Source organism: Klebsiella sp. JN_Kp126 (assembly GCF_033843325.1).
In the GTDB taxonomy this organism is placed as follows: Bacteria; Pseudomonadota; Gammaproteobacteria; order Enterobacterales; family Enterobacteriaceae; genus Klebsiella; species Klebsiella michiganensis.
In genome coordinates this window covers 73,638-95,340 of sequence record NZ_JAWXQV010000043.1, presented here as the reverse complement: position 1 = coordinate 95,340, position 21,703 = coordinate 73,638, and the positions used below count along the sequence as shown (strand labels likewise).

Genomic DNA, 21,703 nt, shown 5'->3' with positions numbered 1-21,703 from the left:
TGCGCGCTGCTCCCGGGGGCGGCGCTTATCGCGCCTTGCCCGGGCTACAGGGTCCCCGCCGTCTGTGGTCTGGTAGCCCGGACAGATGCGCAGCATCGCCTCCGGGAAATGTGCCGAAGCTGATGCTTCCCGGCTTGCGCTGCGTTTAGCCGGGCTGCAGGCGGGTTCGTAAACTCATACAGCCAAAAGAGATATACCGTTTTCTTATACTTTCAGGCCCGATATTGATCCAGCTTACGCCGAAAGTATGATGAATCATTAAAATCGTCATACTTTCCTGTCGCTGAGAAAAAGCCTTGTCTATTATCCGCACCACCCTGCTGGCGCTATTCGCCTGCGCCCCGTTGCTGGCCTGCGCCGCGTCCAATGAAATCACCACCGCCTGGCCGGTCAACGTGGGGCCGCTCAACCCGCACCTCTATACGCCCAACCAGATGTACGCCCAGAGCATGGTCTATGAGCCGCTGGTAAAGTATCAGGCGGATGGCTCGGTAAAACCCTGGCTGGCAAAAAGCTGGACCCACTCGGCGGACGGCAAAGTCTGGACCTTCACCCTGCGCGATGACGTGACATTTTCCAACGGCGAAGCGTTTGACGCCCATGCCGCCGCGGAGAACTTCCGCGTGGTGCTCGATAACCGCCAGCGCCACGCCTGGCTGGAGCTGGTCAATCAGATTGTCGATGTCAAAGCGCTCAGCCAAAACCAACTGCAAATCACCCTGAAAAGCGCTTACTACCCGTTCTTACAGGAGCTGGCGCTGCCGCGCCCTTTCCGCTTTATCGCCCCGTCGCAGTTCAAAGACAATGAGACCCTACACGGCATTAAAGCGCCGATTGGCACCGGCCCGTGGGTACTGAAGGAATCAAAACTCAATCAGTACGACGTGCTGGTGCGTAACGATCGCTACTGGGGCGAAAAGCCGCAGATTGAAAAAATTACCGTCAAGGTGATCCCGGACCCGACGACCCGCGCGGTGGCCTTTGAAACCGGCGATATTGACCTGCTCTACGGCAACGAAGGGCTGCTGCCGCTCGACACCTTCGACCGCTTCAGCCACAACCCGGCCTACCGTACCCAGCTTTCCCGCCCGATAGAGACGGTGATGCTGGCGCTGAACTCCGCCAAAGCCCCCACCAACGAGCTAGCGGTGCGCGAAGCGCTGAACTTTGCGGTGAATAAAAAATCGCTGATTGATAACGCCCTGTACGGCACTCAGCAGGTGGCCGATACGCTGTTCGCCCCCACCGTGCCCTATGCCGATATTGGCCTGACGCCGCGCCGGTACGATCCGCAGCAGGCAAAGGCGCTGCTGGAAAACGCGGGCTGGGTCCTGCCTGCGGGTAAGGATATTCGCGAGAAAAACGGCCTGCCGCTGCGCGTTGAGCTGTCGTTTATCGGTACCGACGCGCTAAGCAAATCAATGGCGGAAATCATTCAGGCCGATATGCGCCAGGTTGGCGTGGACGTGGCGCTGGTCGGCGAGGAAGAGAGCAGTATTTATGCCCGCCAGCGCGATGGTCGCTTCGGCATGATTTTCAACCGTACCTGGGGTGCACCCTACGATCCGCACGCCTTTATGAGTTCGATGCGCGTACCGTCGCACGCCGATTTTCAGGCGCAGCAGGGATTAGCCGACAAACCGATTATTGATAAAGAAATCGGCGAGGTGCTGAAAACCACCGACGAAACGCGGCGTCAGGCGCTGTACAAAGACCTGCTGACCCGACTGCACAACGATGCGGTCTATCTGCCCATCAGCTACGTCTCGATGATGGTGGTCGCCAGACCGGAGCTGGGGGCGATTCCCTACGCGCCGATCGCGTCTGAAATTCCGTTTGAACAGATTAAGCCGGTGAAACCCTGATGTTACGTTACGCGATGCGGCGGGTCGCGCTGCTGATACCGATGATCTTCGCCGCCTCGGTGATTATCTTTTTAATGCTGCGCCTGGGCACCGGTGACCCGGCGCTGGACTATTTGCGCCTGTCAAACCTGCCGCCGACGCCGGAGATGGTGGCCTCAACCCGCGCGATGCTGGGGCTGGAGCGGCCGCTTATCGTCCAGTACGGCAGCTGGCTGTGGCAGGCGCTGCATCTGGATTTTGGCGTTTCGTTCGCCACCCAGCGTCCGGTGCTGGATGACATGCTGAGCTTTCTGCCCGCCACGCTGCAGCTGGCCGGCGCCGCGCTGGTGCTGATCCTCCTCACCTCCGTACCGCTGGGCATCTGGGCGGCGCGGCACCGCGACCGTCTGCCGGATTTTATTGTGCGGATCATCGCTTTTCTCGGCGTGTCGATGCCCAACTTCTGGCTGGCTTTCCTGCTGGTGATGTTCTTTTCGGTTTATCTGCAATGGCTGCCGGCGATGGGCTATGGCGGCTGGCAGCACATCATTCTGCCGGCGGTGTCGATCGCCTTTATGTCGCTGGCGATCAACGCCCGCCTGCTGCGCGCCAGCATGCTGGAAGTCGCCGGGCAGCGTCACGTAACCTGGGCCAGACTGCGCGGCCTGAACGACAGGCAAACCGAGCGCCGCCATATTCTGCGCAACGCCTCGCTGCCGATGATTACCGCCGTGGGGATGCATATCGGCGAGCTGATTGGCGGCACGATGATTATCGAGAATATCTTTGCCTGGCCCGGCGTGGGCCGCTACGCCGTCTCGGCGATTTTTAATCGCGATTATCCGGTGATTCAGTGTTTCACCCTGATGATGGTGATCGTTTTTGTGGTCTGTAACCTGATGGTTGATCTGCTGAACGCCGCGCTGGACCCGCGCATTCGCCGCCATGAAGGAGCGCGCTCGTGAACTTTTTCCTCTCTTCACGCGGGTCCGTCCGCATTTCTTTGCTTATCATCGCCCTGCTGGCGGTCGTTGCGCTCACCAGCCAGTGGTGGCTGCCGTACGATCCGCAGGCGATCGATCTGCCTTCGCGCCTGCTGCCGCCCGGCAGCCAGCACTGGCTCGGTACCGATCATCTGGGGCGCGATATCTTCTCGCGTCTGCTGGCGGCGACCCGCGTATCGCTCGGCTCGGTGATGGCCTGCCTGCTGCTGGTGCTGGCGCTGGGACTCCTCGTCGGGGGCTGCGCCGGGCTTATCGGCGGCCGCGTCGATCAGGCCACCATGCGCGTCGCGGATCTGTTTATGACTTTCCCGACCTCAATCCTCTCTTTCTTTATGGTGGGGGTACTGGGAACCGGGCTGACCAACGTAATTATCGCCATCGCCCTGTCGCACTGGGCGTGGTATGCGCGGATGGTGCGCAGCCTGACAATCTCCCTGCGCCAGCGCGAATTTGTGCTCGCCGCGCGGCTTTCCGGCGCGGGACACGTGCGGGTATTCGTCGACCATCTGGCCGGCGCGGTCATTCCGTCGCTGCTGGTGCTGGCGACCCTGGATATCGGGCATATGATGCTGCACGTCGCCGGGATGTCGTTTCTCGGCCTCGGCGTCACCGCGCCAACCGCCGAGTGGGGGGTGATGATTAACGACGCCCGCCAGTATATCTGGACCCAGCCGCTGCAAATGTTCTGGCCAGGACTGGCGCTGTTTATCACCGTCATGGCCTTCAACATGGTGGGCGACGCGCTGCGCGATCGCCTGGATCCTCATCTGATCGCGGAGCACGCCCACTAATGCCGCAACAAATTACACTGCAAAACATCGTCTTACAGGCCGAGCGTCCGCTGGTGCACGGCGTATCATTGACGCTCAAACGCGGGCGCGTGCTGGCGCTGGTTGGCGGCAGCGGCAGCGGAAAATCGCTAACCTGCGCGGCGGCGCTGGGCATTTTGCCTCCCGGCGTACGGCAAACGGCGGGGATGATCCTCGCCGACGGCCAGCCGGTCTCCCCCGGCGAGCTGCGCGGCAGCAAAATCGCCACCATTATGCAGAATCCGCGCAGCGCCTTTAATCCGCTGCACACCATGGCGACCCACGCGCGGGAAACCTGCCGGGCATTGGGTAAACCCGCAGACGACGCCACGCTTACGGCGGTACTGGAAGCCGTTGGGCTGGAGGAGGCGCAGCGCGTCCTGAAGCTTTATCCGTTCGAGATGAGCGGCGGCATGCTGCAGCGGATGATGATTGCCATGGCGCTGCTGTGCGAGGCGCCGTTTATCATTGCCGATGAACCCACCACTGACCTGGACGCCGTGGCCCAGGCGCGCATTCTCGATCTGCTGGCAGGTGTTATGCAAAACCGTGGGCCCGGGATGCTGCTGGTCACTCACGATATGGGCGTCGTGGCGCGGCTGGCGGACGATGTGGCGGTGATGGATAGCGGCTGCATTGTGGAACAGGGGGATGTCGAAAGCCTGTTCAACGCTCCGCAGCACAGCATCACCCGCAGCCTGGTGGCGGCGCATCTCGCCCTCTACGGACTGGAGCTGGCCTGATGACATTACTGAGCGTATCCGCGATAACCCATCAATATACCGATTCAACGGTGCTAAAAGAGGTCTCTTTAGCGCTAAAAAGCGGTGAAACCGTTGCCCTGCTGGGACGCAGCGGCTGCGGGAAAAGCACCCTGGCGCGCCTGCTCGTTGGCCTGGAACCCCCCACTCAGGGCAGCGTCTGCTGGCGGGGAGAACCGCTCTCCCGGCTCAATCGCGCCAAGCAAAAGGCGTTCCGTCGGGATATTCAGATGGTATTTCAGGATGCCATCAGCGCGGTGAATCCGCGTAAAACGGTACGCGAGATTTTGCGTGAACCCATGCGACATCTGCTGTCATTGACGAAAGCGCAACAGCTGGCCCGGGCAAGCGACATGCTCAGGGCGGTGGATCTCGATAATAGCGTGCTCGATAAGCGCCCCCCTCAGCTGAGCGGCGGACAGCTACAGCGCGTCTGCCTGGCGCGAGCGCTGTCGGTTGAGCCGCAGCTGCTGATCCTTGATGAGGCGGTGTCTAACCTCGACCTGGTGCTCCAGGCGGGCGTCATTGGTCTGCTCAAAAAGCTTCAGCGACAGTTTGGCACCGCCTGTCTGTTTATCACCCACGACTTACGTCTGGTGGAGCGTTTTTGCCAGCGGGTGATGGTGATGGATGAGGGGCAAATCGTTGAGACGCAGGTCGTGGGCGACAAATTAACGTTTTCTTCCCACGCCGGTCGCGTGTTACAAAATGCGGTACTTCCCGCCTTTCCCGTGCGCCGTAATAAGGTTTAAAACAGATGCAACGTATCACGATTACTCTTGATGACGATTTACTCGACACGCTGGATAGCCTGAGCCAGCGCCGCGGCTATCATAATCGCTCCGAAGCCATCCGCGATATTCTGCGCGGCGCGCTGGCCCAGGAAAGCGCTCAGGAGCACGGCACCCAGGGCTTCGCGGTACTCTCCTATGTTTATGAACATGAGAAGCGAGATTTAGCCAGCCGTTTAGTCTCCACCCAGCATCACCACCACGACCTCTCCGTCGCCACCCTCCACGTACATATCAACCATGACGACTGTCTGGAAATCGCCGTGCTGAAAGGCGATATGGGCGACGTTCAGCATTTTGCCGATGACGTTATCGCCCAGCGCGGCGTGCGCCACGGCCATTTGCAGTGTTTGCCAACGGAGAAGGAGTCACCCCACTCATAGCCGTGGGATGCGATAAATGACTCTTTAACGCGCGATCGGGGCTAACGCCATTATGGCGACTCGTTGGCCCATGCGCCTCGTATCGGTTTTGCCAGCAGGGCAAGAACGGCAATCATGCTGATTTCAATCGAAAACGACCAGCAAATATGTCCGAGGGTTTCGCTCCACAGCTCGTAGCCATTCAGGTTCCACAGCCACCCGGTTTCCCCGTTTAAATAGGCGGGATGCCTGAAGCCCAGCGCGGGAATGAGGAAGCCGTGCATAACGAGAGTAATAATCAGACCATAGGCCGCGCCGTACCAAAGCCGGATTTTCGGCCAGTACGCGGAAATGAAGACATAGAGAAAGGCAAAAGCAAAGCTGAACAGCCAGTGGTAAAGCATGACGGCGCCGGGGATTGTCACCCCCTGATAAACGTAGTCCAGCGAGTGTGAATTAATGCCAAGCCAGCCGAGCCAGGCATCGATATGCGCCGCCGGGGGCGATATCTCGCCCGCCACGCGGGGCGGCATATTAGCTTCCGTTCCCGACTTCACCAGAGAGCTGATGAACCCTCCAATGAGCGTCGTCCAGATAATAACCTGAAGATTAATCCTGTTTTTCAACATAACAGCGTTCCTCTTAAATATCGCTTATACGATGGGTCACCTCAGTTTTTTCAACCAACAATCTCGCGGGAAATAGCATTTATAACGCATCCATTGCTAAGTATAGTTTGAAAAAATTTTGTTCACCCTAAGAGGGGAAAATCCCCGTATCGCCCTGATCGCAATAAACTTTCGCCTTTTCTCAACAATTAATAAACCACATGAATTATATGCTTGGTTAATCATCTCTCTTCGCGAATAATCAGGCCTCATTTAACGATCTCGTTATGGCGAGGCTCCTGCATAAACATAAGTTACCGCCCTGTTGGTATCGAGAGAGACCACTCAGGGAAATACAGGCTTCCATCGAATCAAGGTGTTGCCAAGGTAACTTCTGACGGCGTTCATGCCGGGCAGATACGTTGTGCAGTGCTAAAACCAGGACGTAGGGATCTGCCTGTGCTCATCCTGTCTTGTTCGCCCCTATGAGTGATTTTTTATAGGGAATTACACCATGTCTTCCATTCAACTGTGCGCCGCACATCAGGCTACCGCAGCGTTCGACGGCGACGCGATCGCCCAGTACATGCGTACCGATTTCATTACCCTGCCGGAACATTTCAGCGTTCATGAAGCGCGTGAGCTGTTCGTTTCTCAGCTGGCCAGCGATGAGATCCCCGGCCAGGTTTTTGTCGTCGCCGGGAAAAAACTGCGCGGCAGTTTATCGATTAAAAAGCTGCTGCAGGAGAGCGATACCGCCCAGTCCATTCGTTATTTAATGGACAGCTGCCTGTTTCGCGTCAGGCCTGACGACCCGCGGCCGCAGGTGGTCGCCGAACTGGCCGAGCGCGGGCTCGACCTCGTGCCGGTGGTCGAAAAGGGCGAGCTGGTCGGCTGCCTGATGGAAAAAGAGATCGCGCATCTGCTGGAAGATGACGTGACCGAGGATGCCCAGCGTCAGGGCGCGACGCTGCCGCTGGAAAAACCCTACCTGGAAACCAGCCCGTGGGCGCTGTGGAAAAAACGTTCGGTATGGCTGCTGCTGCTCTTTGTCGCCGAAGCCTATACCAGCAGCGTGTTGCAGCATTTTGAGGAAGCGCTGGAGTCGGCGATTGCGCTGGCCTTTTTCATTCCGCTGTTGATTGGTACCGGCGGCAATAGCGGGACGCAGATCACCTCCACCCTCGTGCGTTCCATGGCGCTCGGCGAGGTGCGGCTGCGCGATATGGGGCGCGTAATCCGTAAAGAGATCTCAACCTCGCTGCTGATTGCCATTACGCTCGGCCTGGCGGGCTGCCTGCGCGCCTGGATGATGGGCATCGGCATGGAGATCACCCTGATTGTCAGCCTGACGCTGGTATGCATTACCCTGTGGAGCGCGGTGGTGTCTTCGGTGATCCCCCTGACGCTCAAACGCGTCGGCATCGACCCGGCTGTGGTTTCAGCGCCGTTTATCGCCACCCTTATCGACGGTACCGGACTGATTATCTACTTCAAAATTGCCCAGTATTTCCTGGGGCTGAACTGATTATTTTGCCCGGCGGGAAGGACTTGCCGGGCTGTTTTATTCCCGCCCGAATATCCGCAATCGCATTAAGCAATCTCAGTAACTCTGGAGCAAGCCGATAAAAAGCGTGTCCTTTTTCCGTTAAGATAACTTTTCTGATATTCCTGCCGCGCTTAATCAGGTTGAAACCCAGTTCATTTTCAAGCGCACATACGCTGGTTGTTATCAACGAAGGCGCAATACTCAGCCGCTGCGATACAAAATGAATACTCCCCTCCCGAACCATAAGCATGAATATCTCCACCTGTGATTTATTCATTGCCGAAACCTCTCCAGATTAACCTTTGGCTTACGTTTTAAGTTGTCCACCGGGCAATGTCAATCGCTACAAGAAAATGCTCTCCGTATATAAATAAAATAAAGTGTGAAGCTCACCATTCGCACATTTAATTATGCATTTCAGCCATTTCATAATTAAATAACCGGCCTCACTTCGGCGTTCAGGTATGTGAAGAACATCACCACAACTCGTTGACAAAAAAAACAAAATACACATAAATATCAAAACATTACAAAAAAAATCCATCTTGCATGAAGGTATGGCACACGCCATGCAATTACCTCCACGTAATCAACACTGGAGATAGTTAAATGACGTACAAAATTTTACTCCCGCAGGAAATCATGGCAGAAGGGAGAGAATATCTGGAAAGCCGCGGTTATCAACTGATTAACGGCTCAGGGATGGAAGAAGAAGATATCATTCGCGACATCGTCGATTGCGACGGTATTATCGTCCGCCTTTCAAAAATGTCCGACCGCGTATTTGAAGCGGCTAAAAAGCTGAAAGTCGTTGCGCGTCACGGTGCCGGTTACGATACGGTCGATCTGGCGTCGGCTAAACGTCACGGCGTCGTCGTATTAAATGCGCCAATTGCTAACAGCATGTCCGTTGCCGAACTGGCCATATTTTATATGCTGCACTGCTCGCGTAATTTCAAGCTGGTACAGGAAAAGATGCTTGAAGATTATTACTGGGCAAAACTGCGCACGCCAAAAGTGGAGCTGGATGGAAAAACGCTGGGTTTAATTGGCGTCGGGAATATCGGTTCACGCGTGGCAATCAAAGCGCTGCATGGCTTTAATATGAAAGTTATCGCCTATGACCCGTATAAAACCCAGCAGCAGATCCCCGAAGGCGTAGAGCTTACCAACGATTTTGACCGTATTTTCAAAGAGAGCGACTTCGTTTCTCTGCACTGTCCGACGACGGCGGAAACCACCGATTTTGTCGGAGAGAAACAGTTTTCCATGATGAAGCCTACCGCCTATTTCATTAATACCGCACGCGGAAAGCTGGTTGATGAAAAAGCGCTGTATCACGCCTTGAGCACCCACGCTATCGCCGGGGCGGGCGTGGATGTTTTAAAGAAAGAGCCGTTTGATGCCAACGACCCGATTTTCTCGCTAAGCAATATCGTGATTGCCCCGCATATTGGCGCCGCCACCATTGAAGCGACCGACAGAGCCTCACTCCATTCCGCGATTGGCATTGATGAAGTCTTATCCGGTAAGAAACCGTCCTGGCCGGTCCCGGGTTTTTAAGGAGAAAAAAATGACTATTGGTAACCGTATTTTTTTAAAGCGTCCGACCTGCAGCGTCGATCTTCTTAAAGAATTTGAACAGCTCCCGGCGGCGAATATTGCTGACACCATGAACCGTATTGCCGTTCTGGGTAACGGCATTAAACGTATCTCTTCGCCGAAAAAGCCGATTATGGCGGGGTTCGCCATCACCGTGAAAGTCCGCGCGGGCGATAACCTGATGCTGCACGCCGCGCTGGATATGGCGGGTGAGAACGATGTGATTGTCGTCTCCAACGAAGGCGACCGTTCGCGGGCATTAATGGGCGAAATCATGGTGGCCTATGCCCACTGCATGAAAAAAATCGCCGGTATCGTGCTGGACGGGCCTATCCGCGATATCGATGCGCTGTCGGTTCTCGATTTTCCGCTGTTCGCTACCGGCTCCAACCCCGCAGGCCCGTTTAAACAAGGTCCAGGGGAGGTGAACACGCCGATCGCCGTTGGCGGCGTCGCGGTTTGTCCGGGCGACCTGATCGTCGGCGACGCGGATGGCGTGATTGTTATCCCCCTCGGCGACGCAGAAGCCGTACTGAATAAAGCCAAAGATTATGCAAAATTCGATGCCAGCAAAGTAGAGGCCGCCAAAAACGGCACCGCGAATCGCCTTTGGGTCAAAAAATCACTGGATGAGACCGGCGTTGAGTTTATCGACGACGTGTATCGTTAATTTGATTAAATAATATCAGGCCGCGGCGCCCTGACGGGCCGTGGCTTTAAAGCAAAGGTAATAAAAATGCTTTATTTAAAACTCTTGCCCATTATCTTTTTCCCCGTTTTATTTTGGATAATACCGCACCCGGAAGGCGTCTCCGCACCGACCTGGCATATGGTTGGCATCTATCTGGCGATGCTGTGCGGGCTGGTTTTGCGCCCGTTTACCGATGCGGTCATTATGCTGATTATTCTCGGGTTTGCCTCTCTGGTTCTCGACCCCGCTCCCCTGTTTGCCGGTTTTGGCAGCCCTATGGTCTGGTTTATTATCAGCGCCTTTATTATTTGCAAAGCGTTTGTTATTACCGGACTGGGTAAACGTATCGCCTATCTGCTGCTAAAACGCTATGGAAAAAATACCCTCACCCTGGGTTATCTGATGATGGTGACGGATACCGTACTGGCCCCGGCAACGGGTTCAAATATGTCCCGTTCGGGAGGCATTACCTATCCCATCTTCAGGAACATCGCCGAAGCGCTGGGCTCGAAGCCCGACGACGGTAGCCGCAAAATCGGCGCCTATCTGACCATCCTGATGTACGTCGTCTCAATGGGAACCTCCAGCCTGTTTCTGACGGGGATGGCGACCAACTCAATTACCGTCTCGCTGGCCAACGAGATCATGAAGGTGAATCTCGAATGGATGACCTGGTTTAAAGCCGCCGTGGTGCCAGCCGGACTGGTGCTGCTGCTCGCGCCGTGGATACTGTATAAAATCTACGCGCCGGAACTGAAAGTTATCGATAACGTCAATGAAATTGCCGAGAAGGGCCTGCGTGAGCTGGGTCCGGTAAAACGTGAAGAGAAGCTGCTGATCGTGTTCTTTGTCCTGGGCGTGCTCGGCTGGATGACGGGTTCCATCACCGGCATCGCCTTTATTCCCGTCGGCCTGGCGTTCCTCGCCTGTCTGCTGCTTTTCGGCGTGCTGAGCTGGAATGACGTGGTGAGCGAAAAATCGGCCTGGCAGACCTTCGTCTGGTATGGCGCGTTTTATGGCTGTGCGGTTGCCCTATCAAAAGGCGGGTTCTACGTCTTTCTGGTGGACGTTATCAAAAACTATCTCGACCTGTCGCATCTCAATGAAATCAGCGCGATTGCCGTGCTGGTCTTTATCAGCCTTGCCGTCCGCTATTTCTTTGTCTCGAACAGCGCGTTCGTCGTCTCTTTCTATCCGGTACTCTTTACCCTGGGAATGACGACCCAGGCGCACCCGATGTACGTGGCGCTTTCTCTGGCTTTCTCCGCAGGCTATGGCGCACTGCTGACGCACTACGGCAACGGCGCGGGCGTATTTACGTTCTCCAGCGGCTACGTCCCGCAAAAAACGTTCTGGATGCTGGGCACCATCATGGTGGTGGTCAACGTATTAATCTTCTTCCTGATCGGTATTCCTTACTGGAAGTTTATCGGCATTTAACAGGAGCATAAAATGAAACTGGATATTCTGATTAAAAACGGTCTGGTCGCCGATCTCGAAGGTCATGATTATATTAATCGTAATATTGGCGTTATCGGCGATCGCATCGTGGACTTAAATACCGTTGGCGATTTGCAGGCCGAAACGGTGATTGATGCCGCGGGTTGTATCGTGCTGCCTGGCTTAATCGACTTCCATGGTCATGTTTTTCACGGCGGGACCGCCATCAGCGTCAACCCTGACATCGTATGCTTGCCCAACGGGGTCACCAGCATGGTCGATGCTGGCAGCAGCGGCTGGGTGAATTATCAGCTTTTTCGCAATAGCGTGATTCATCCTGCCATGGTGAAAATCAAAAGCTATTTGAACGTGGTCAACGTCGGGCTTTCCACCCTCGGGGGCGGGCCGACCGGGTATCTGGAAAATACCAATCCGGCGAATTACAACGAGGAGAAAATCGCCCAAACGCTGAATAGCAACAGAGACAATATTCTGGGATTGAAACTACGCTACAGCCAGGATATCGCCAAAGGGAAACAGTACGCCAGCGACCCTCTTCTCTCTACCGTCTCCCTGGCGCGTAAACTGGATACCACGATTTGCGTTCACGTCACGGACTCTCTTCTCTGCGCCGATGAACTGATCCGCTATTTTAATGCCGATGATATTTACGCCCACTGCTTCCACGGTACCGGCCACTCGATTCTTAATGAACAGGGCGAGGTCTATGCGGCAATAAAAGAGGCGCAGACCAGAGGGGTTATCTTCGACTGTTCAAACGGCGTGGCCCACTTTGATTTTCACGTTGCCAGAACCGCCATGGAGCAGGGATTTTATCCCGATATCATCAGCACCGATCTCACCCTGAGAAATAGCTTACGGACGGATAAGGTCTACAGTCTGCTCCACGTCATGTCGAAATATCTCAACATGGGAATGTCCTTCTTCGATATCGTTCGCGCGGTAACCGCCACGCCGGCCCGCTTAATGAAAATGCAGGGACAAATTGGTACCCTGGCGCCCGGCGCTTTTGCTGATATTTCTATTGTTAAGCTGCGAAAAGAGAACGTCATTTTTGAAGATACCCACGGGGTCAAACTCGAAGGTGACCGTTATATCGATAACTGCGCTACCTTATGCAACGGTCAAATTGTCTACCGCCGCCTGCGTTTCTAATCACTAATGACATAGCCTTACGCATTTGCTATGCGTAAGGCTTTTATTCTTAATATCGTATTATATGACCACCCTCATTGATTCTCCCTGTGCTCGCCATATAATAAACATTGCAAACCCAGAACACCTGAGCGAATAATATATGAAGAATAATGAAATTGTCATTTTTTCAGTTTCCAAAACAATAACCCAACGCATCATGAATGTTCTTATTGAGAGGAAGCTCGATGTTCCGGTATATGAATTTCGTTATTCTGACGTTCTCGATAAAGCGAATGAGATGATCCAGTCCGGCGCTAAGATAATTATTAGCCGAGGCGGCACCGCCGCCCTCCTGCGTAACAATATTAGTATCCCGGTCATTGAGATCGCCCATGATTTTCACGGCGTTTATCGCATTTTACAACAGGCCAAAATCAAATCACAAAAAATCGCCGCGGTTGGTTTCCCCCAATTTTGTAATGCCTTACGTCATTATCAGAACATGACTAACGAAGAGTTTAAAATTTGCCAGGTATACAACCACAATGATATTGAAAACGTTATAAAAAATCTTTCAGAGAACGATTACCATACGGTCATCGGCGGCCTTACGGTTGCTGAAATGGCTAAAAAATATAACCTCAATGCTATTATGGGAGACGCCGATAATATTTCGATTGAGCAGGCCATCAATGAAGCTTATAGCTTATTAAAATATCTCAACCGAGAAAATACCAAGCTCATCATGAGCCACGCCGCGCTGAATCAAGCACGTGAGGGCATCATGTGTATTGATCAGTTGGGTGAGATCATAAATATTAATGCTATCGGCCTGAGCTTATTCCAGTGTCATGTCGGAGATAAAATATTCAAAAAAGAGGCATTTAAAGATATTTACCCCAGTATTATTAACGAATTAGATATTAAAGAACAGGCCGTTGATATTAACGGCCAAACTATTTTTATTTCCATACGTCATTTTTCCAACCGCCAAACATCTTATAGCATTATTACAGGATTAAACCAGGAGAGTTCACTTTGGCAAAATAGTATCAGCAAAAAAAGTAAACTCCGCGGTTTTTCCACAACCTGGTCTTTCGACGACATTATTGGCCAGTCTCCGGCGATACGCGATGTAATAAAAAAAGCTAAACTGTGCGCCCGCCACGAACTTCCCATTCATATTTTGGGCGATACCGGCACAGGTAAAGAGCTTTTCGCTCAGAGTATTCATAACCATAGCGCCAGAAGCCACGGCCCTTTTATCGCGATTAACTGCGCGGCCATTCCCGAGAGCATTCTGGAAAGTGAACTCTTTGGCTATGCCGACGGCGCATTTACCAGCGCGCGCAAGGGCGGAAAACCGGGGGTGTTTGAAATGGCGATGAACGGCACGGTGTTTATCGATGAAATCAGCGAAGCGCCGTTATCGGTACAGGTTAAGCTGCTGCGCGTGTTACAAGAGAAGCAATTCTCTCGTCTCGGCGGCGATACGCTGATCACCGCCGATTTTCGCCTGATCACCGCCAGCAATAAAGATCTGCGCCAGCTCGTCGCCAGCGGTGAGTTCAGGCAGGATCTGTATTATAGAATCAATATTCTTGAGTTGAGTCTACCGGCCTTACGCCAACGACCGGGCGATATCATGTTGTTGATTCAGCACCTGCTTTATCAGCAAGGTAAGCAAATCACATTTACCCCCGACGCGGTGGATTTTTTGCATCGCTATAGCTGGCCTGGCAACATTCGTGAACTTCAGGCGGTTATCTACCGGCTCATCGTCCTGCTGGACATCGATCGAGTGAGCAAAGACGTTTTGCTGCAGATCGGTCAAATTTCACCGGATGACGCCAACGAGAGCTCTCAATTCCCGGCCGCGGGCGTGGCATCAGATGAAACCGATTTATTAAAGAAACAAGAGAAACGGCTGATTACCCATGTCATAGAAAAAACCGACGGGGACAGAACCAAAGCATCGGTGATGCTCGGCATCAGCCCCACGACCCTGTGGCGCAAATTAAAGCAGCACAATATCAGCGGATAAGGCGGAGCCGGGTCCGCTGATACAGAGCAGGCGGTTATTTCTGTTCCGCTAAAGCCTGCGCGCATGCCCAGGCTGACGCCCACGCCCACTGGAAGTTATAGCCTCCCAGCCAGCCGGTGACGTCCATCACTTCGCCGATAAAGTACAGACCGGGCACCTTGCGGGCCTCCATGGTGCGCGAAGAGAGTTCGTTGGTGTCGACGCCGCCGAGGGTCACTTCCGCCGTGCGATAGCCTTCGGTGCCATTCGGCTGGACTCGCCACGCGGTCAGCGTCTCAACCAGCGCCTGCTGCTCGCGAACGTTAAGCTGTTTCAGGGTGACGTCCGGCAGTTGCCCCAGCTGCTGCAGGCACTCGACCAGCCGCTTTGGCAGCTGCATTGCCAGGGTGTTCTTCAGGCTCTGATTGGGATGCGCCGCGCGCTGCTCGTTAAGGAAGTCATCAAGATGGCAATCCGGCAGCAGATTGATGCTGACGAACTCTCCCGGCTGCCAGTAGCTGGAAATTTGCAGTACCGCCGGCCCGGACAGCCCGCGGTGGGTAAAGAGCAGATTTTCCCGGAAGACGGTCCCGTTTTCCGCCGTGATGGTGGACGGCACCGAGACCCCGGAAAGCACCTGCAGCTGTTCGAGCAGCGGCTTATGCAAGGTAAACGGCACCAGGCCCGCGCGGGTCGGTAGCACCTTCAGGCCAAACTGCTCGGCGAGCTTATAGCCAAACGGCGAGGCGCCCAGGCCGGGCATGGATAACCCGCCGGAGGCAACCACCAGCTTTTTCGCCGCCACCGTCTCGCCGTTAAGCTGTAGCGTATAGCCCTCATCATCCCGCTCTACGCTGATAATTTCGCTACGCAGGCGAATGTGTACGCCGCCTTTTTCGCACTCGGCCAGCAGCAGGTTAACGATTTGCTCGGCGGAATCATCGCAGAAAAGCTGGCCCAGGGTTTTCTCATGCCAGGCGATACCGTGTTTGCTAACCAGATCGATAAAGTCCCACTGGGTGTAGCGCGCCAGCGCAGATTTGCAAAAATGCGGGTTTTGGCTGAGATATGCCGCGGGTTCGATATACATGTTAGTAAAGTTGCAGCGGCCACCGCCAGACATCAGGATCTTCCGCCCGGGCTTTTTGCCGTTATCGAGCAGCAGCACCCGACAGCCTGCCTGCCCCGCCTGCGCTGCACAAAACATTCCCGCCGCTCCGGCGCCGATTACGATGGCATCAAACCTTTCCACACAACATTCCTCATATCCCGATTGTCGGGAATTGTAAATTTTTCATTCTGGTCGCACCAGACTGAAAAAAACAGATTTGCGTACCTCATTGAAAGATATAGGAATACTCCCAACAAGGTAAAACTTAAACAGGAAGAAAATCAAAAAAAGTCTATATTTCACTTTGCCCGCGCCGCGAAAGTCACTGATAATGCGCCGCGTTCATGTCCTCAAAATGGCGTAACGTCCTATGGTACATTTATTTGCCGGTCTGGATTTACATACCGGGTTACTATTATTGCTTGCTCTGGCTTTCGTGCTTTTTTACGAAGCGATCAATGGTTTTCATGATACCGCAAACGCGGTTGCAACGGTGATTTACACTCGCGCAATGCGGTCGCAGCTTGCTGTGGCGATGGCGGCTCTTTTTAACTTCTTCGGCGTTCTGTTGGGCGGTCTCAGCGTAGCCTATGCCATCGTGCATATGTTGCCGACCGACCTGCTGCTTAACATGGGTTCAGCACATGGCCTCGCCATGGTCTTTTCCATGCTGCTGGCGGCAATTATCTGGAACCTCGGCACCTGGTACTTCGGCCTTCCGGCCTCCAGCTCGCACACCCTGATCGGCGCGATCATCGGTATTGGTTTAACCAATGCCCTGATGACCGGTACGTCGGTGGTGGACGCGCTGAACATCCCGAAAGTCATGGGTATTTTTGGCTCGCTGATCGTCTCGCCAATCGTTGGCCTGGTCGTAGCGGGCGGCCTGATTTTCATTCTGCGTCGCTACTGGAGCGGAACCAAAAAACGCGCCCGTATCCACCTGACTCCAGCCGAGCGTGAAAAGAAAGACGGCAAGAAAAAGCCGCCGTTCTGGACGCGTATTGCGCTGATTCTGTCCGCCATTGGCGTCGCGTTCTCCCACGGCGCGAACGATGGTCAGAAAGGCATTGGCCTGGTGATGCTGGTGCTGATCGGCGTGGCTCCGGCTGGCTTCGTGGTCAATATGAACGCTTCCGGCTACGAAATCACCCGTACCCGCGATGCGGTCAACAACGTGGAAACCTTCTTCCAGCAGCGTCCTGAGCTGTTGAAAAAAGCGACCGGCGCCGAGCAGCTCATCCCGTCTCCGGACGCAGGGGCTGCCGCAAACGGCGAGTTCCACTGCCACCCGGCAAACACCATCAACGCGCTTGACCGCGTGAAGACGATGCTGACCGGTACCGAAAGCTACGACACGCTCTCCGTGGAACAGCGTAGCCATCTGCGCCGTATTATGCTCTGCATCTCCGACACCACTGACAAAGTGGCTAAGCTGCCGGAAGTGAATGCTGACGATAAGCGTCTGCTGAAGAAGCTGAAAACCGACATGCTGAGCACCATCGAGTACGCGCCAATCTGGATTATTATGGCGGTTGCGCTGGCGCTGGGTATCGGCACCATGATCGGCTGGCGTCGCGTGGCGACCACCATCGGCGAGAAAATCGGTAAGAAAGGGATGACCTACGCACAAGGTATGTCAGCTCAGATGACCGCCGCCGTATCGATTGGTCTGGCGAGCTATACCGGTATGCCGGTTTCCACCACCCACGTGCTCTCCTCCTCGGTAGCGGGGACGATGCTCGTTGATGGCGGCGGTCTGCAGAAGAAAACTGTCACCAGCATCCTGATGGCCTGGGTACTGACCCTGCCCGCGGCGATTCTGCTGTCCGGCGCGCTGTACTGGCTCTCGCTGCAGATTATTTAAGCGAATATCAGAAACAAGAAAGATAAACGGGTCAGGAAACTGGCCCGTTTTTTTTGTATCGTGAAGCTAGTGCCAGATAGCCAGGGCAATCATGCTGACCACCACCAGGCCGCATAGCGCGCTGGTGAGAATAAACTGCCGACGAACCCGCTCGCAGCGGCGGATAAATTCATCGTCGTGGTGATCGCGGTAGCGCTGGGCGTAGATGTACCACACCAGGCGCACCTGTTTGCCGGGCTGCCCGTGCGACGTAAAAAAACCGCCGCCGTCGACATATTGATAGAGCAAAGGGTCACAACCACGTAGCACAACAAGCAATGCACGCAGCGACGAGAAGTAGCGTGCCATATTCACTACACATACGATACACAGGGCCCAAAACAGCGCAACAGTGCTGATCATACCTCCTCCCCGGCGACCCGTCCTCGGAGGCTCCCTCCGGGACTACCGCTCCCCAATATCAAACCGACTGTACTGTGAAAGAGTGCGATTCCGATCACGTTTATTTATCCGACCGGCTCATTAAATAGTGTAGGAGATCAGTTAATTTTTTTACCACAACGTTAATCATTATCAATGCATAAGTCGGATATATTTGTTTAACTATTCGCTGAACAAGGTGGATTGACGGATCGCGAGGGGCGCTATAAGGTAGAAATATCTTCTACAATTAGGTCCTTAAGGACTCCCCCCCGCGAATGTAGCACGCAGGACGCGGGCGAAGCGGCAGCGCTGGCTGTCAGGTCCAACGGTCATCGACAACTTATGGAAGGAGTAACACCATGGCTTACAAACATATTCTTATTGCAGTAGACCTGTCCCCGGAAAGCAAAGTACTGGTAGAAAAAGCCGTTTCTATGGCCCGCCCCTACAATGCAAAAGTTTCCCTGATCCACGTGGATGTGAATTACTCCGATCTCTACACCGGCCTTATTGACGTCAATCTGGGCGACATGCAGAAACGCATCTCCGAAGAGACTCACCACGCGTTAAGCGAGCTGTCCACCAACGCGGGCTATCCGATCACTGAGACCCTGAGCGGCAGCGGCGATCTTGGCCAGGTGCTGGTTGATGCGATTAAAAAGTATGATATGGACCTCGTGGTTTGCGGTCACCATCAGGACTTCTGGAGCAAACTGATGTCCTCGGCTCGTCAGCTCATCAACACCGTTCACGTGGATATGCTGATTGTCCCGCTGCGCGACGAAGAAGACGAATAACAGGCCGTTATTTCATTTCGCTGATGACCAACGCCCGCCAACGCGGGCGTTTTTATCCCCCCCGCCGCAAAAGCATATAAATCCAAATAATCGCCACAATGCCAGGTTGATCAACCATTTCAAAAGCAATATAGCCATATAATAATTCGCCAAAATAGATAAACATCATATCATTACGCAAAATTAACCTTTTTCAGCGCGTTTTGGCATACGCGTTCATACTTTTCCGGACAGGACTTAAAGGCGAAGAAAGATGAATTCAACCGCACCGACAGGCTTGCTGCAGCAACCTCGCCCATTCTTCATGATCTTCTTTGTGGAACTATGGGAGCGATTTGGCTATTACGGCGTTCAGGGGATCCTGGCCGTTTTCTTTGTTAAACAGCTCGGTTTTTCTCAGGAGCAGGCGTTTATTACCTTTGGCGCGTTTGCCGCGCTGGTATATGGCCTTATCTCCATCGGCGGCTATGTTGGCGATCACCTGCTGGGTACGAAACGTACGCTGGTTCTGGGCGCGATTGTGCTTGCCGCAGGCTACTTTATGACCGGCCTGTCGCTGCTCAAACCCAATCTGATTTTCATCGCGCTGGGGACTATTGCGGTGGGTAACGGCCTGTTTAAAGCTAACCCGGCGAGCCTGCTGTCCAAATGCTATCCGCCAAAAGATGCCCGCCTGGATGGCGCCTTCACGCTGTTTTATATGTCGATCAATATCGGTTCGCTGCTGTCGCTGTCGCTGGCGCCGGTGATTGCCGACAAGTTCGGCTATGCGGTAACCTACAACCTGTGCGGCGCCGGTCTGATCGTCGCCCTGCTGGTTTACTTCGCCTGTCGGGGTATGGTGAAAGATATCGGCTCTGAGCCGGACCACAAACCGCTGAGCCTGCGCAATTTGCTGTACGTGCTGGCCGGTACGGTGGTCATGATTTTTCTCTGCGCCTGGCTAATGCATAATGTCAAAATCGCCAATCTGGTGCTGATTATCCTCTCAGTGGTGGTGACGATTTTCTTCTTCCGCGAGGCCTTCAAGCTGGATAAAACCGGGCGCAACAAAATGTTCGTCGCCTTTATCCTGATGCTGGAAGCGGTGCTGTTTTATATTCTGTACGCGCAGATGCCCACCTCGCTCAACTTCTTTGCTATCAATAACGTTCACCATGAAATACTTGGTTTCGCGATTAACCCGGTGAGCTTTCAGGCGCTAAACCCGTTCTGGGTGGTGGTGGCCAGCCCGATCCTCGCCGCTATCTACACGCGTTTGGGCAATAAGGGCAAAGACCTGACTATGCCGATGAAGTTTACCCTTGGCATGTTCCTGTGCGCGCTGGGTTTTCTGACGGCTGCCGCGGCGGGAATGTGGTTTGCCGACGCCCAGGGGCTGACCTCGCCGTGGTTTATCGTTCTGGTCTATCTGTTCCAGAGTCTGGGGGAACTGCTGATTAGCGCCCTGGGGCTGGCGATGGTTGCCGCGCTGGTGCCGCAGCATCTGATGGGCTTTATTCTTGGGATGTGGTTTTTAACCCAGGCGGCCGCGTTCCTGCTGGGCGGCTACGTAGCGACCTTCACCGCCGTACCGGATAATATTACCGACCCGCTACAGACGCTGCCGATTTATACCGATGTCTTCAGCAAAATTGGCCTGGTGACCCTGGGCGTAACGGTGGTCATGGCGATCATGGTGCCGTGGCTGAACAGGATGATTAATACAAAAAGCGCGTAAAAACGGTGCGGTCGACGAGGTTTCCCGGATTGCGGCTAACGCCTTATCCGGGCTACAGCCCCCCCAGATCGCAAGAACCCGTAGCCCGGGCAAGGCGCATCGCGCCGCCCCGGGAACAGAGCGCAGAGTGGCAGAATTTCCCGAAGGCGATGCTGCGTATCTGTTCGGGCTACCAGACCCGCAGACGGCGGTGAACCCGTAGCCCGGGCAAGGCGCATCGCGCCGCCCCCGGGAGCAGAGTGCAGAGTGGCCGAATTTCCCGGAGGCGATGCTGCGCATCTGTCCGGGCTACCGGCCTACAGACGGCGGTGAACCTGTAGCCCGGGCAGGCGCAACGCGCCACCCTCGGGGAAAGGGCCCTGACGCAGGTTGCTTACCCCTGCGGCTCAATCGCCGTTCCGGCATAGATATCAAACCGGTGGCCTTTGGTCACCACCGCGTTAGGCGTCGCCACATCCGCCAGCGGCGGCGCGTAGTCCGGGCGCTTAACCACCACCCGTTTGGTCGCCAGCTGACGCGCCGGCGCCAGCAGACCGTCGGCGTCTAAATCCGGCCCCACCAGCGACTGAAATACCCGCATCTCTTTCTTCACCAGCGCGCTTTTCTGCTTATGCGGAAACATCGGGTCGAGATAGACCACCTGCGGACGCGGGGTGATATCGGTCAGCGCCGTCAGGCTGGAAGCGTGAATCAGCCGCAAACGCTCCTGTAACCAGGGGCCGATTTCAGCGTCGGCGTAGCCGCGCGCCAGGCCATCGTCGAGCAGCGCGGCAACCACCGGGTTACGCTCCAGCATCCGCACGCGACAGCCCACGGAGGCAAGAACAAAGGCATCCCTTCCCAGACCGGCGGTCGCATCGACCACATCCGGCAGATAGTCACCTTTGATTCCCACCGCTTTTGCCACCGCCTCGCCGCGGCCGCCGCCGAACCTGCGCCGGTGGGCCATGGTCCCGCCGACAAAATCAACAAAGATGCCGCCAAGCTTCGGTTCATCGCGCTTGCGCAGCTCAAGATGCGCCGGCGTCATCACCAGCGCCATCGGGTTGTCCTCATCCTGCTCCAGCCCCCAGCGGTCAGCCAGAACAGATAAGGCGCCGTCTCCGGCGCCCGTTTCATCAATTAAACAAATTTTCACAACAG

At 54.8% G+C, this 21,703-nt stretch carries 20 protein-coding genes and 1 riboswitch; of the genes, 15 read left to right on the top strand and 5 right to left on the bottom strand.

Going from position 1 to position 21,703, the window contains the following annotated elements:
• The first annotated feature begins 296 nt into the window (after nucleotides 1-296).
• The 6 genes from nikA to nikR are packed head-to-tail and all read left to right on the top strand — an operon-like array spanning nucleotide 297 to nucleotide 5,592.
• Nucleotides 297-1,865 carry a nickel ABC transporter substrate-binding protein gene (gene nikA / locus SIK97_RS04080; RefSeq protein ID WP_047722844.1) on the top strand — a complete coding sequence of 523 codons (1,569 nt, stop codon included), beginning with the start codon at nucleotides 297-299 and terminating at the stop codon, nucleotides 1,863-1,865.
• A complete protein-coding gene (nikB, locus tag SIK97_RS04075) occupies nucleotides 1,865-2,809 on the top strand; it encodes a nickel ABC transporter permease subunit NikB (protein WP_032751595.1) in 945 nt (314 codons plus the stop codon). The genes nikA and nikB overlap by 1 nt, the downstream gene beginning before the upstream one ends.
• Nucleotides 2,806-3,639 (top strand): nickel ABC transporter permease subunit NikC, encoded by an 834-nt coding sequence (gene nikC, locus SIK97_RS04070; RefSeq protein ID WP_004855132.1) that lies wholly within the window; start codon nucleotides 2,806-2,808, stop codon nucleotides 3,637-3,639. The genes nikB and nikC overlap by 4 nt, the downstream gene beginning before the upstream one ends.
• Nucleotides 3,639-4,400 carry a nickel import ATP-binding protein NikD gene (nikD, locus tag SIK97_RS04065; RefSeq protein ID WP_014227131.1) on the top strand — a complete coding sequence of 254 codons (762 nt, stop codon included), beginning with the start codon at nucleotides 3,639-3,641 and terminating at the stop codon, nucleotides 4,398-4,400. Before nikC ends, nikD begins: the two co-directional genes overlap by 1 nt.
• Nucleotides 4,400-5,170, top strand: coding sequence for a nickel import ATP-binding protein NikE (gene nikE, locus SIK97_RS04060; protein WP_049080825.1), 771 nt, complete (start codon nucleotides 4,400-4,402; stop codon nucleotides 5,168-5,170). Before nikD ends, nikE begins: the two co-directional genes overlap by 1 nt.
• Nucleotides 5,171-5,175: 5 nt before the next feature.
• On the top strand, nucleotides 5,176-5,592 hold the full coding sequence (gene nikR / locus SIK97_RS04055; protein ID WP_025106836.1) for a nickel-responsive transcriptional regulator NikR: 417 nt from the start codon (nucleotides 5,176-5,178) through the stop codon (nucleotides 5,590-5,592).
• A gap of 50 nt (nucleotides 5,593-5,642) precedes the next feature.
• Here nikR and SIK97_RS04050 read toward each other — a convergent pair whose 3' ends face one another.
• Nucleotides 5,643-6,200: a YagU family protein gene (locus SIK97_RS04050; protein WP_025106835.1), complete on the bottom strand. Its 558-nt coding sequence runs from the start codon at nucleotides 6,198-6,200 to the stop codon at nucleotides 5,643-5,645.
• 253 nt (nucleotides 6,201-6,453) lie between these two features.
• Nucleotides 6,454-6,637: riboswitch (M-box (ykoK) riboswitch) on the top strand.
• Nucleotides 6,638-6,693: 56 nt separating this feature from the next.
• Here SIK97_RS04050 and SIK97_RS04045 point away from each other — a divergent pair.
• Complete coding sequence (locus SIK97_RS04045; RefSeq protein ID WP_057173354.1) at nucleotides 6,694-7,707, top strand: magnesium transporter; 1,014 nt, start codon at nucleotides 6,694-6,696, stop codon at nucleotides 7,705-7,707.
• On the opposite strand, the gene SIK97_RS04040 is transcribed toward SIK97_RS04045, so the two are convergent.
• Nucleotides 7,673-8,005, bottom strand: coding sequence for a LysR family transcriptional regulator (locus SIK97_RS04040; RefSeq protein WP_025106834.1), 333 nt, complete (start codon nucleotides 8,003-8,005; stop codon nucleotides 7,673-7,675). The genes SIK97_RS04045 and SIK97_RS04040 overlap by 35 nt on opposite strands.
• Before the next feature lie 332 nt (nucleotides 8,006-8,337).
• Between SIK97_RS04040 and SIK97_RS04035 the strand changes: the two genes are divergently transcribed.
• From SIK97_RS04035 to SIK97_RS04015, 5 genes are all read left to right on the top strand, one after another.
• The gene (locus tag SIK97_RS04035) at nucleotides 8,338-9,291 is read left to right on the top strand and encodes a hydroxyacid dehydrogenase (RefSeq protein ID WP_025106833.1); all 954 of its coding nucleotides are present in this window, start codon (nucleotides 8,338-8,340) and stop codon (nucleotides 9,289-9,291) included.
• A 10-nt stretch (nucleotides 9,292-9,301) separates the two neighbouring features.
• Nucleotides 9,302-10,000 carry an RraA family protein gene (locus SIK97_RS04030; RefSeq protein ID WP_057173355.1) on the top strand — a complete coding sequence of 233 codons (699 nt, stop codon included), beginning with the start codon at nucleotides 9,302-9,304 and terminating at the stop codon, nucleotides 9,998-10,000.
• 66 nt (nucleotides 10,001-10,066) lie between these two features.
• Nucleotides 10,067-11,461, top strand: coding sequence for a DASS family sodium-coupled anion symporter (locus tag SIK97_RS04025; protein WP_004126262.1), 1,395 nt, complete (start codon nucleotides 10,067-10,069; stop codon nucleotides 11,459-11,461).
• A 12-nt stretch (nucleotides 11,462-11,473) separates the two neighbouring features.
• Nucleotides 11,474-12,637: a metallo-dependent hydrolase gene (locus SIK97_RS04020; RefSeq protein ID WP_057173356.1), complete on the top strand. Its 1,164-nt coding sequence runs from the start codon at nucleotides 11,474-11,476 to the stop codon at nucleotides 12,635-12,637.
• Nucleotides 12,638-12,779: 142 nt separating this feature from the next.
• Complete coding sequence (locus SIK97_RS04015; RefSeq protein WP_057173357.1) at nucleotides 12,780-14,663, top strand: sigma 54-interacting transcriptional regulator; 1,884 nt, start codon at nucleotides 12,780-12,782, stop codon at nucleotides 14,661-14,663.
• A 34-nt stretch (nucleotides 14,664-14,697) separates the two neighbouring features.
• Here SIK97_RS04015 and SIK97_RS04010 read toward each other — a convergent pair whose 3' ends face one another.
• Entirely contained in the window at nucleotides 14,698-15,894 is a 1,197-nt protein-coding gene (locus SIK97_RS04010) for an NAD(P)/FAD-dependent oxidoreductase (RefSeq protein ID WP_014227139.1), read from the bottom strand.
• A gap of 229 nt (nucleotides 15,895-16,123) precedes the next feature.
• Here SIK97_RS04010 and pitA point away from each other — a divergent pair, with 229 nt between their 5' ends.
• Nucleotides 16,124-17,620: an inorganic phosphate transporter PitA gene (pitA, locus tag SIK97_RS04005; RefSeq protein WP_014227140.1), complete on the top strand. Its 1,497-nt coding sequence runs from the start codon at nucleotides 16,124-16,126 to the stop codon at nucleotides 17,618-17,620.
• A 66-nt stretch (nucleotides 17,621-17,686) separates the two neighbouring features.
• On the opposite strand, the gene uspB is transcribed toward pitA, so the two are convergent.
• The gene (gene uspB / locus SIK97_RS04000) at nucleotides 17,687-18,022 is read right to left on the bottom strand and encodes a universal stress protein UspB (protein ID WP_004855171.1); all 336 of its coding nucleotides are present in this window, start codon (nucleotides 18,020-18,022) and stop codon (nucleotides 17,687-17,689) included.
• A gap of 380 nt (nucleotides 18,023-18,402) precedes the next feature.
• Between uspB and uspA the strand changes: the two genes are divergently transcribed.
• Nucleotides 18,403-18,840, top strand: coding sequence for a universal stress protein UspA (gene uspA, locus SIK97_RS03995; protein ID WP_004126268.1), 438 nt, complete (start codon nucleotides 18,403-18,405; stop codon nucleotides 18,838-18,840).
• Between the two features lie 253 nt (nucleotides 18,841-19,093).
• Nucleotides 19,094-20,560: a dipeptide/tripeptide permease DtpB gene (gene dtpB / locus SIK97_RS03990; RefSeq protein ID WP_025106828.1), complete on the top strand. Its 1,467-nt coding sequence runs from the start codon at nucleotides 19,094-19,096 to the stop codon at nucleotides 20,558-20,560.
• 373 nt (nucleotides 20,561-20,933) lie between these two features.
• On the opposite strand, the gene rsmJ is transcribed toward dtpB, so the two are convergent.
• Nucleotides 20,934-21,698 carry a 16S rRNA (guanine(1516)-N(2))-methyltransferase RsmJ gene (gene rsmJ / locus SIK97_RS03985; RefSeq protein WP_014227143.1) on the bottom strand — a complete coding sequence of 255 codons (765 nt, stop codon included), beginning with the start codon at nucleotides 21,696-21,698 and terminating at the stop codon, nucleotides 20,934-20,936.
• Between the last annotated feature and the right edge of the window lie 5 nt (nucleotides 21,699-21,703).

Coding starts and splice junctions, on each gene's coding strand:
- nikB (WP_032751595.1), top strand. CDS start 1,865: ATGTTACGTTACGCGATGCGGCGGGTCGCGCTGCTGATACCGATGATC.
- nikD (WP_014227131.1), top strand. CDS start 3,639: ATGCCGCAACAAATTACACTGCAAAACATCGTCTTACAGGCCGAGCGT.
- nikE (WP_049080825.1), top strand. CDS start 4,400: ATGACATTACTGAGCGTATCCGCGATAACCCATCAATATACCGATTCA.
- nikR (WP_025106836.1), top strand. CDS start 5,176: ATGCAACGTATCACGATTACTCTTGATGACGATTTACTCGACACGCTG.
- SIK97_RS04050 (WP_025106835.1), bottom strand. CDS start 6,200: ATGTTGAAAAACAGGATTAATCTTCAGGTTATTATCTGGACGACGCTC.
- SIK97_RS04045 (WP_057173354.1), top strand. CDS start 6,694: ATGTCTTCCATTCAACTGTGCGCCGCACATCAGGCTACCGCAGCGTTC.
- SIK97_RS04040 (WP_025106834.1), bottom strand. CDS start 8,005: ATGAATAAATCACAGGTGGAGATATTCATGCTTATGGTTCGGGAGGGG.
- SIK97_RS04035 (WP_025106833.1), top strand. CDS start 8,338: ATGACGTACAAAATTTTACTCCCGCAGGAAATCATGGCAGAAGGGAGA.
- SIK97_RS04030 (WP_057173355.1), top strand. CDS start 9,302: ATGACTATTGGTAACCGTATTTTTTTAAAGCGTCCGACCTGCAGCGTC.
- SIK97_RS04025 (WP_004126262.1), top strand. CDS start 10,067: ATGCTTTATTTAAAACTCTTGCCCATTATCTTTTTCCCCGTTTTATTT.
- SIK97_RS04020 (WP_057173356.1), top strand. CDS start 11,474: ATGAAACTGGATATTCTGATTAAAAACGGTCTGGTCGCCGATCTCGAA.
- SIK97_RS04015 (WP_057173357.1), top strand. CDS start 12,780: ATGAAGAATAATGAAATTGTCATTTTTTCAGTTTCCAAAACAATAACC.
- pitA (WP_014227140.1), top strand. CDS start 16,124: ATGGTACATTTATTTGCCGGTCTGGATTTACATACCGGGTTACTATTA.
- uspB (WP_004855171.1), bottom strand. CDS start 18,022: ATGATCAGCACTGTTGCGCTGTTTTGGGCCCTGTGTATCGTATGTGTA.
- uspA (WP_004126268.1), top strand. CDS start 18,403: ATGGCTTACAAACATATTCTTATTGCAGTAGACCTGTCCCCGGAAAGC.
- dtpB (WP_025106828.1), top strand. CDS start 19,094: ATGAATTCAACCGCACCGACAGGCTTGCTGCAGCAACCTCGCCCATTC.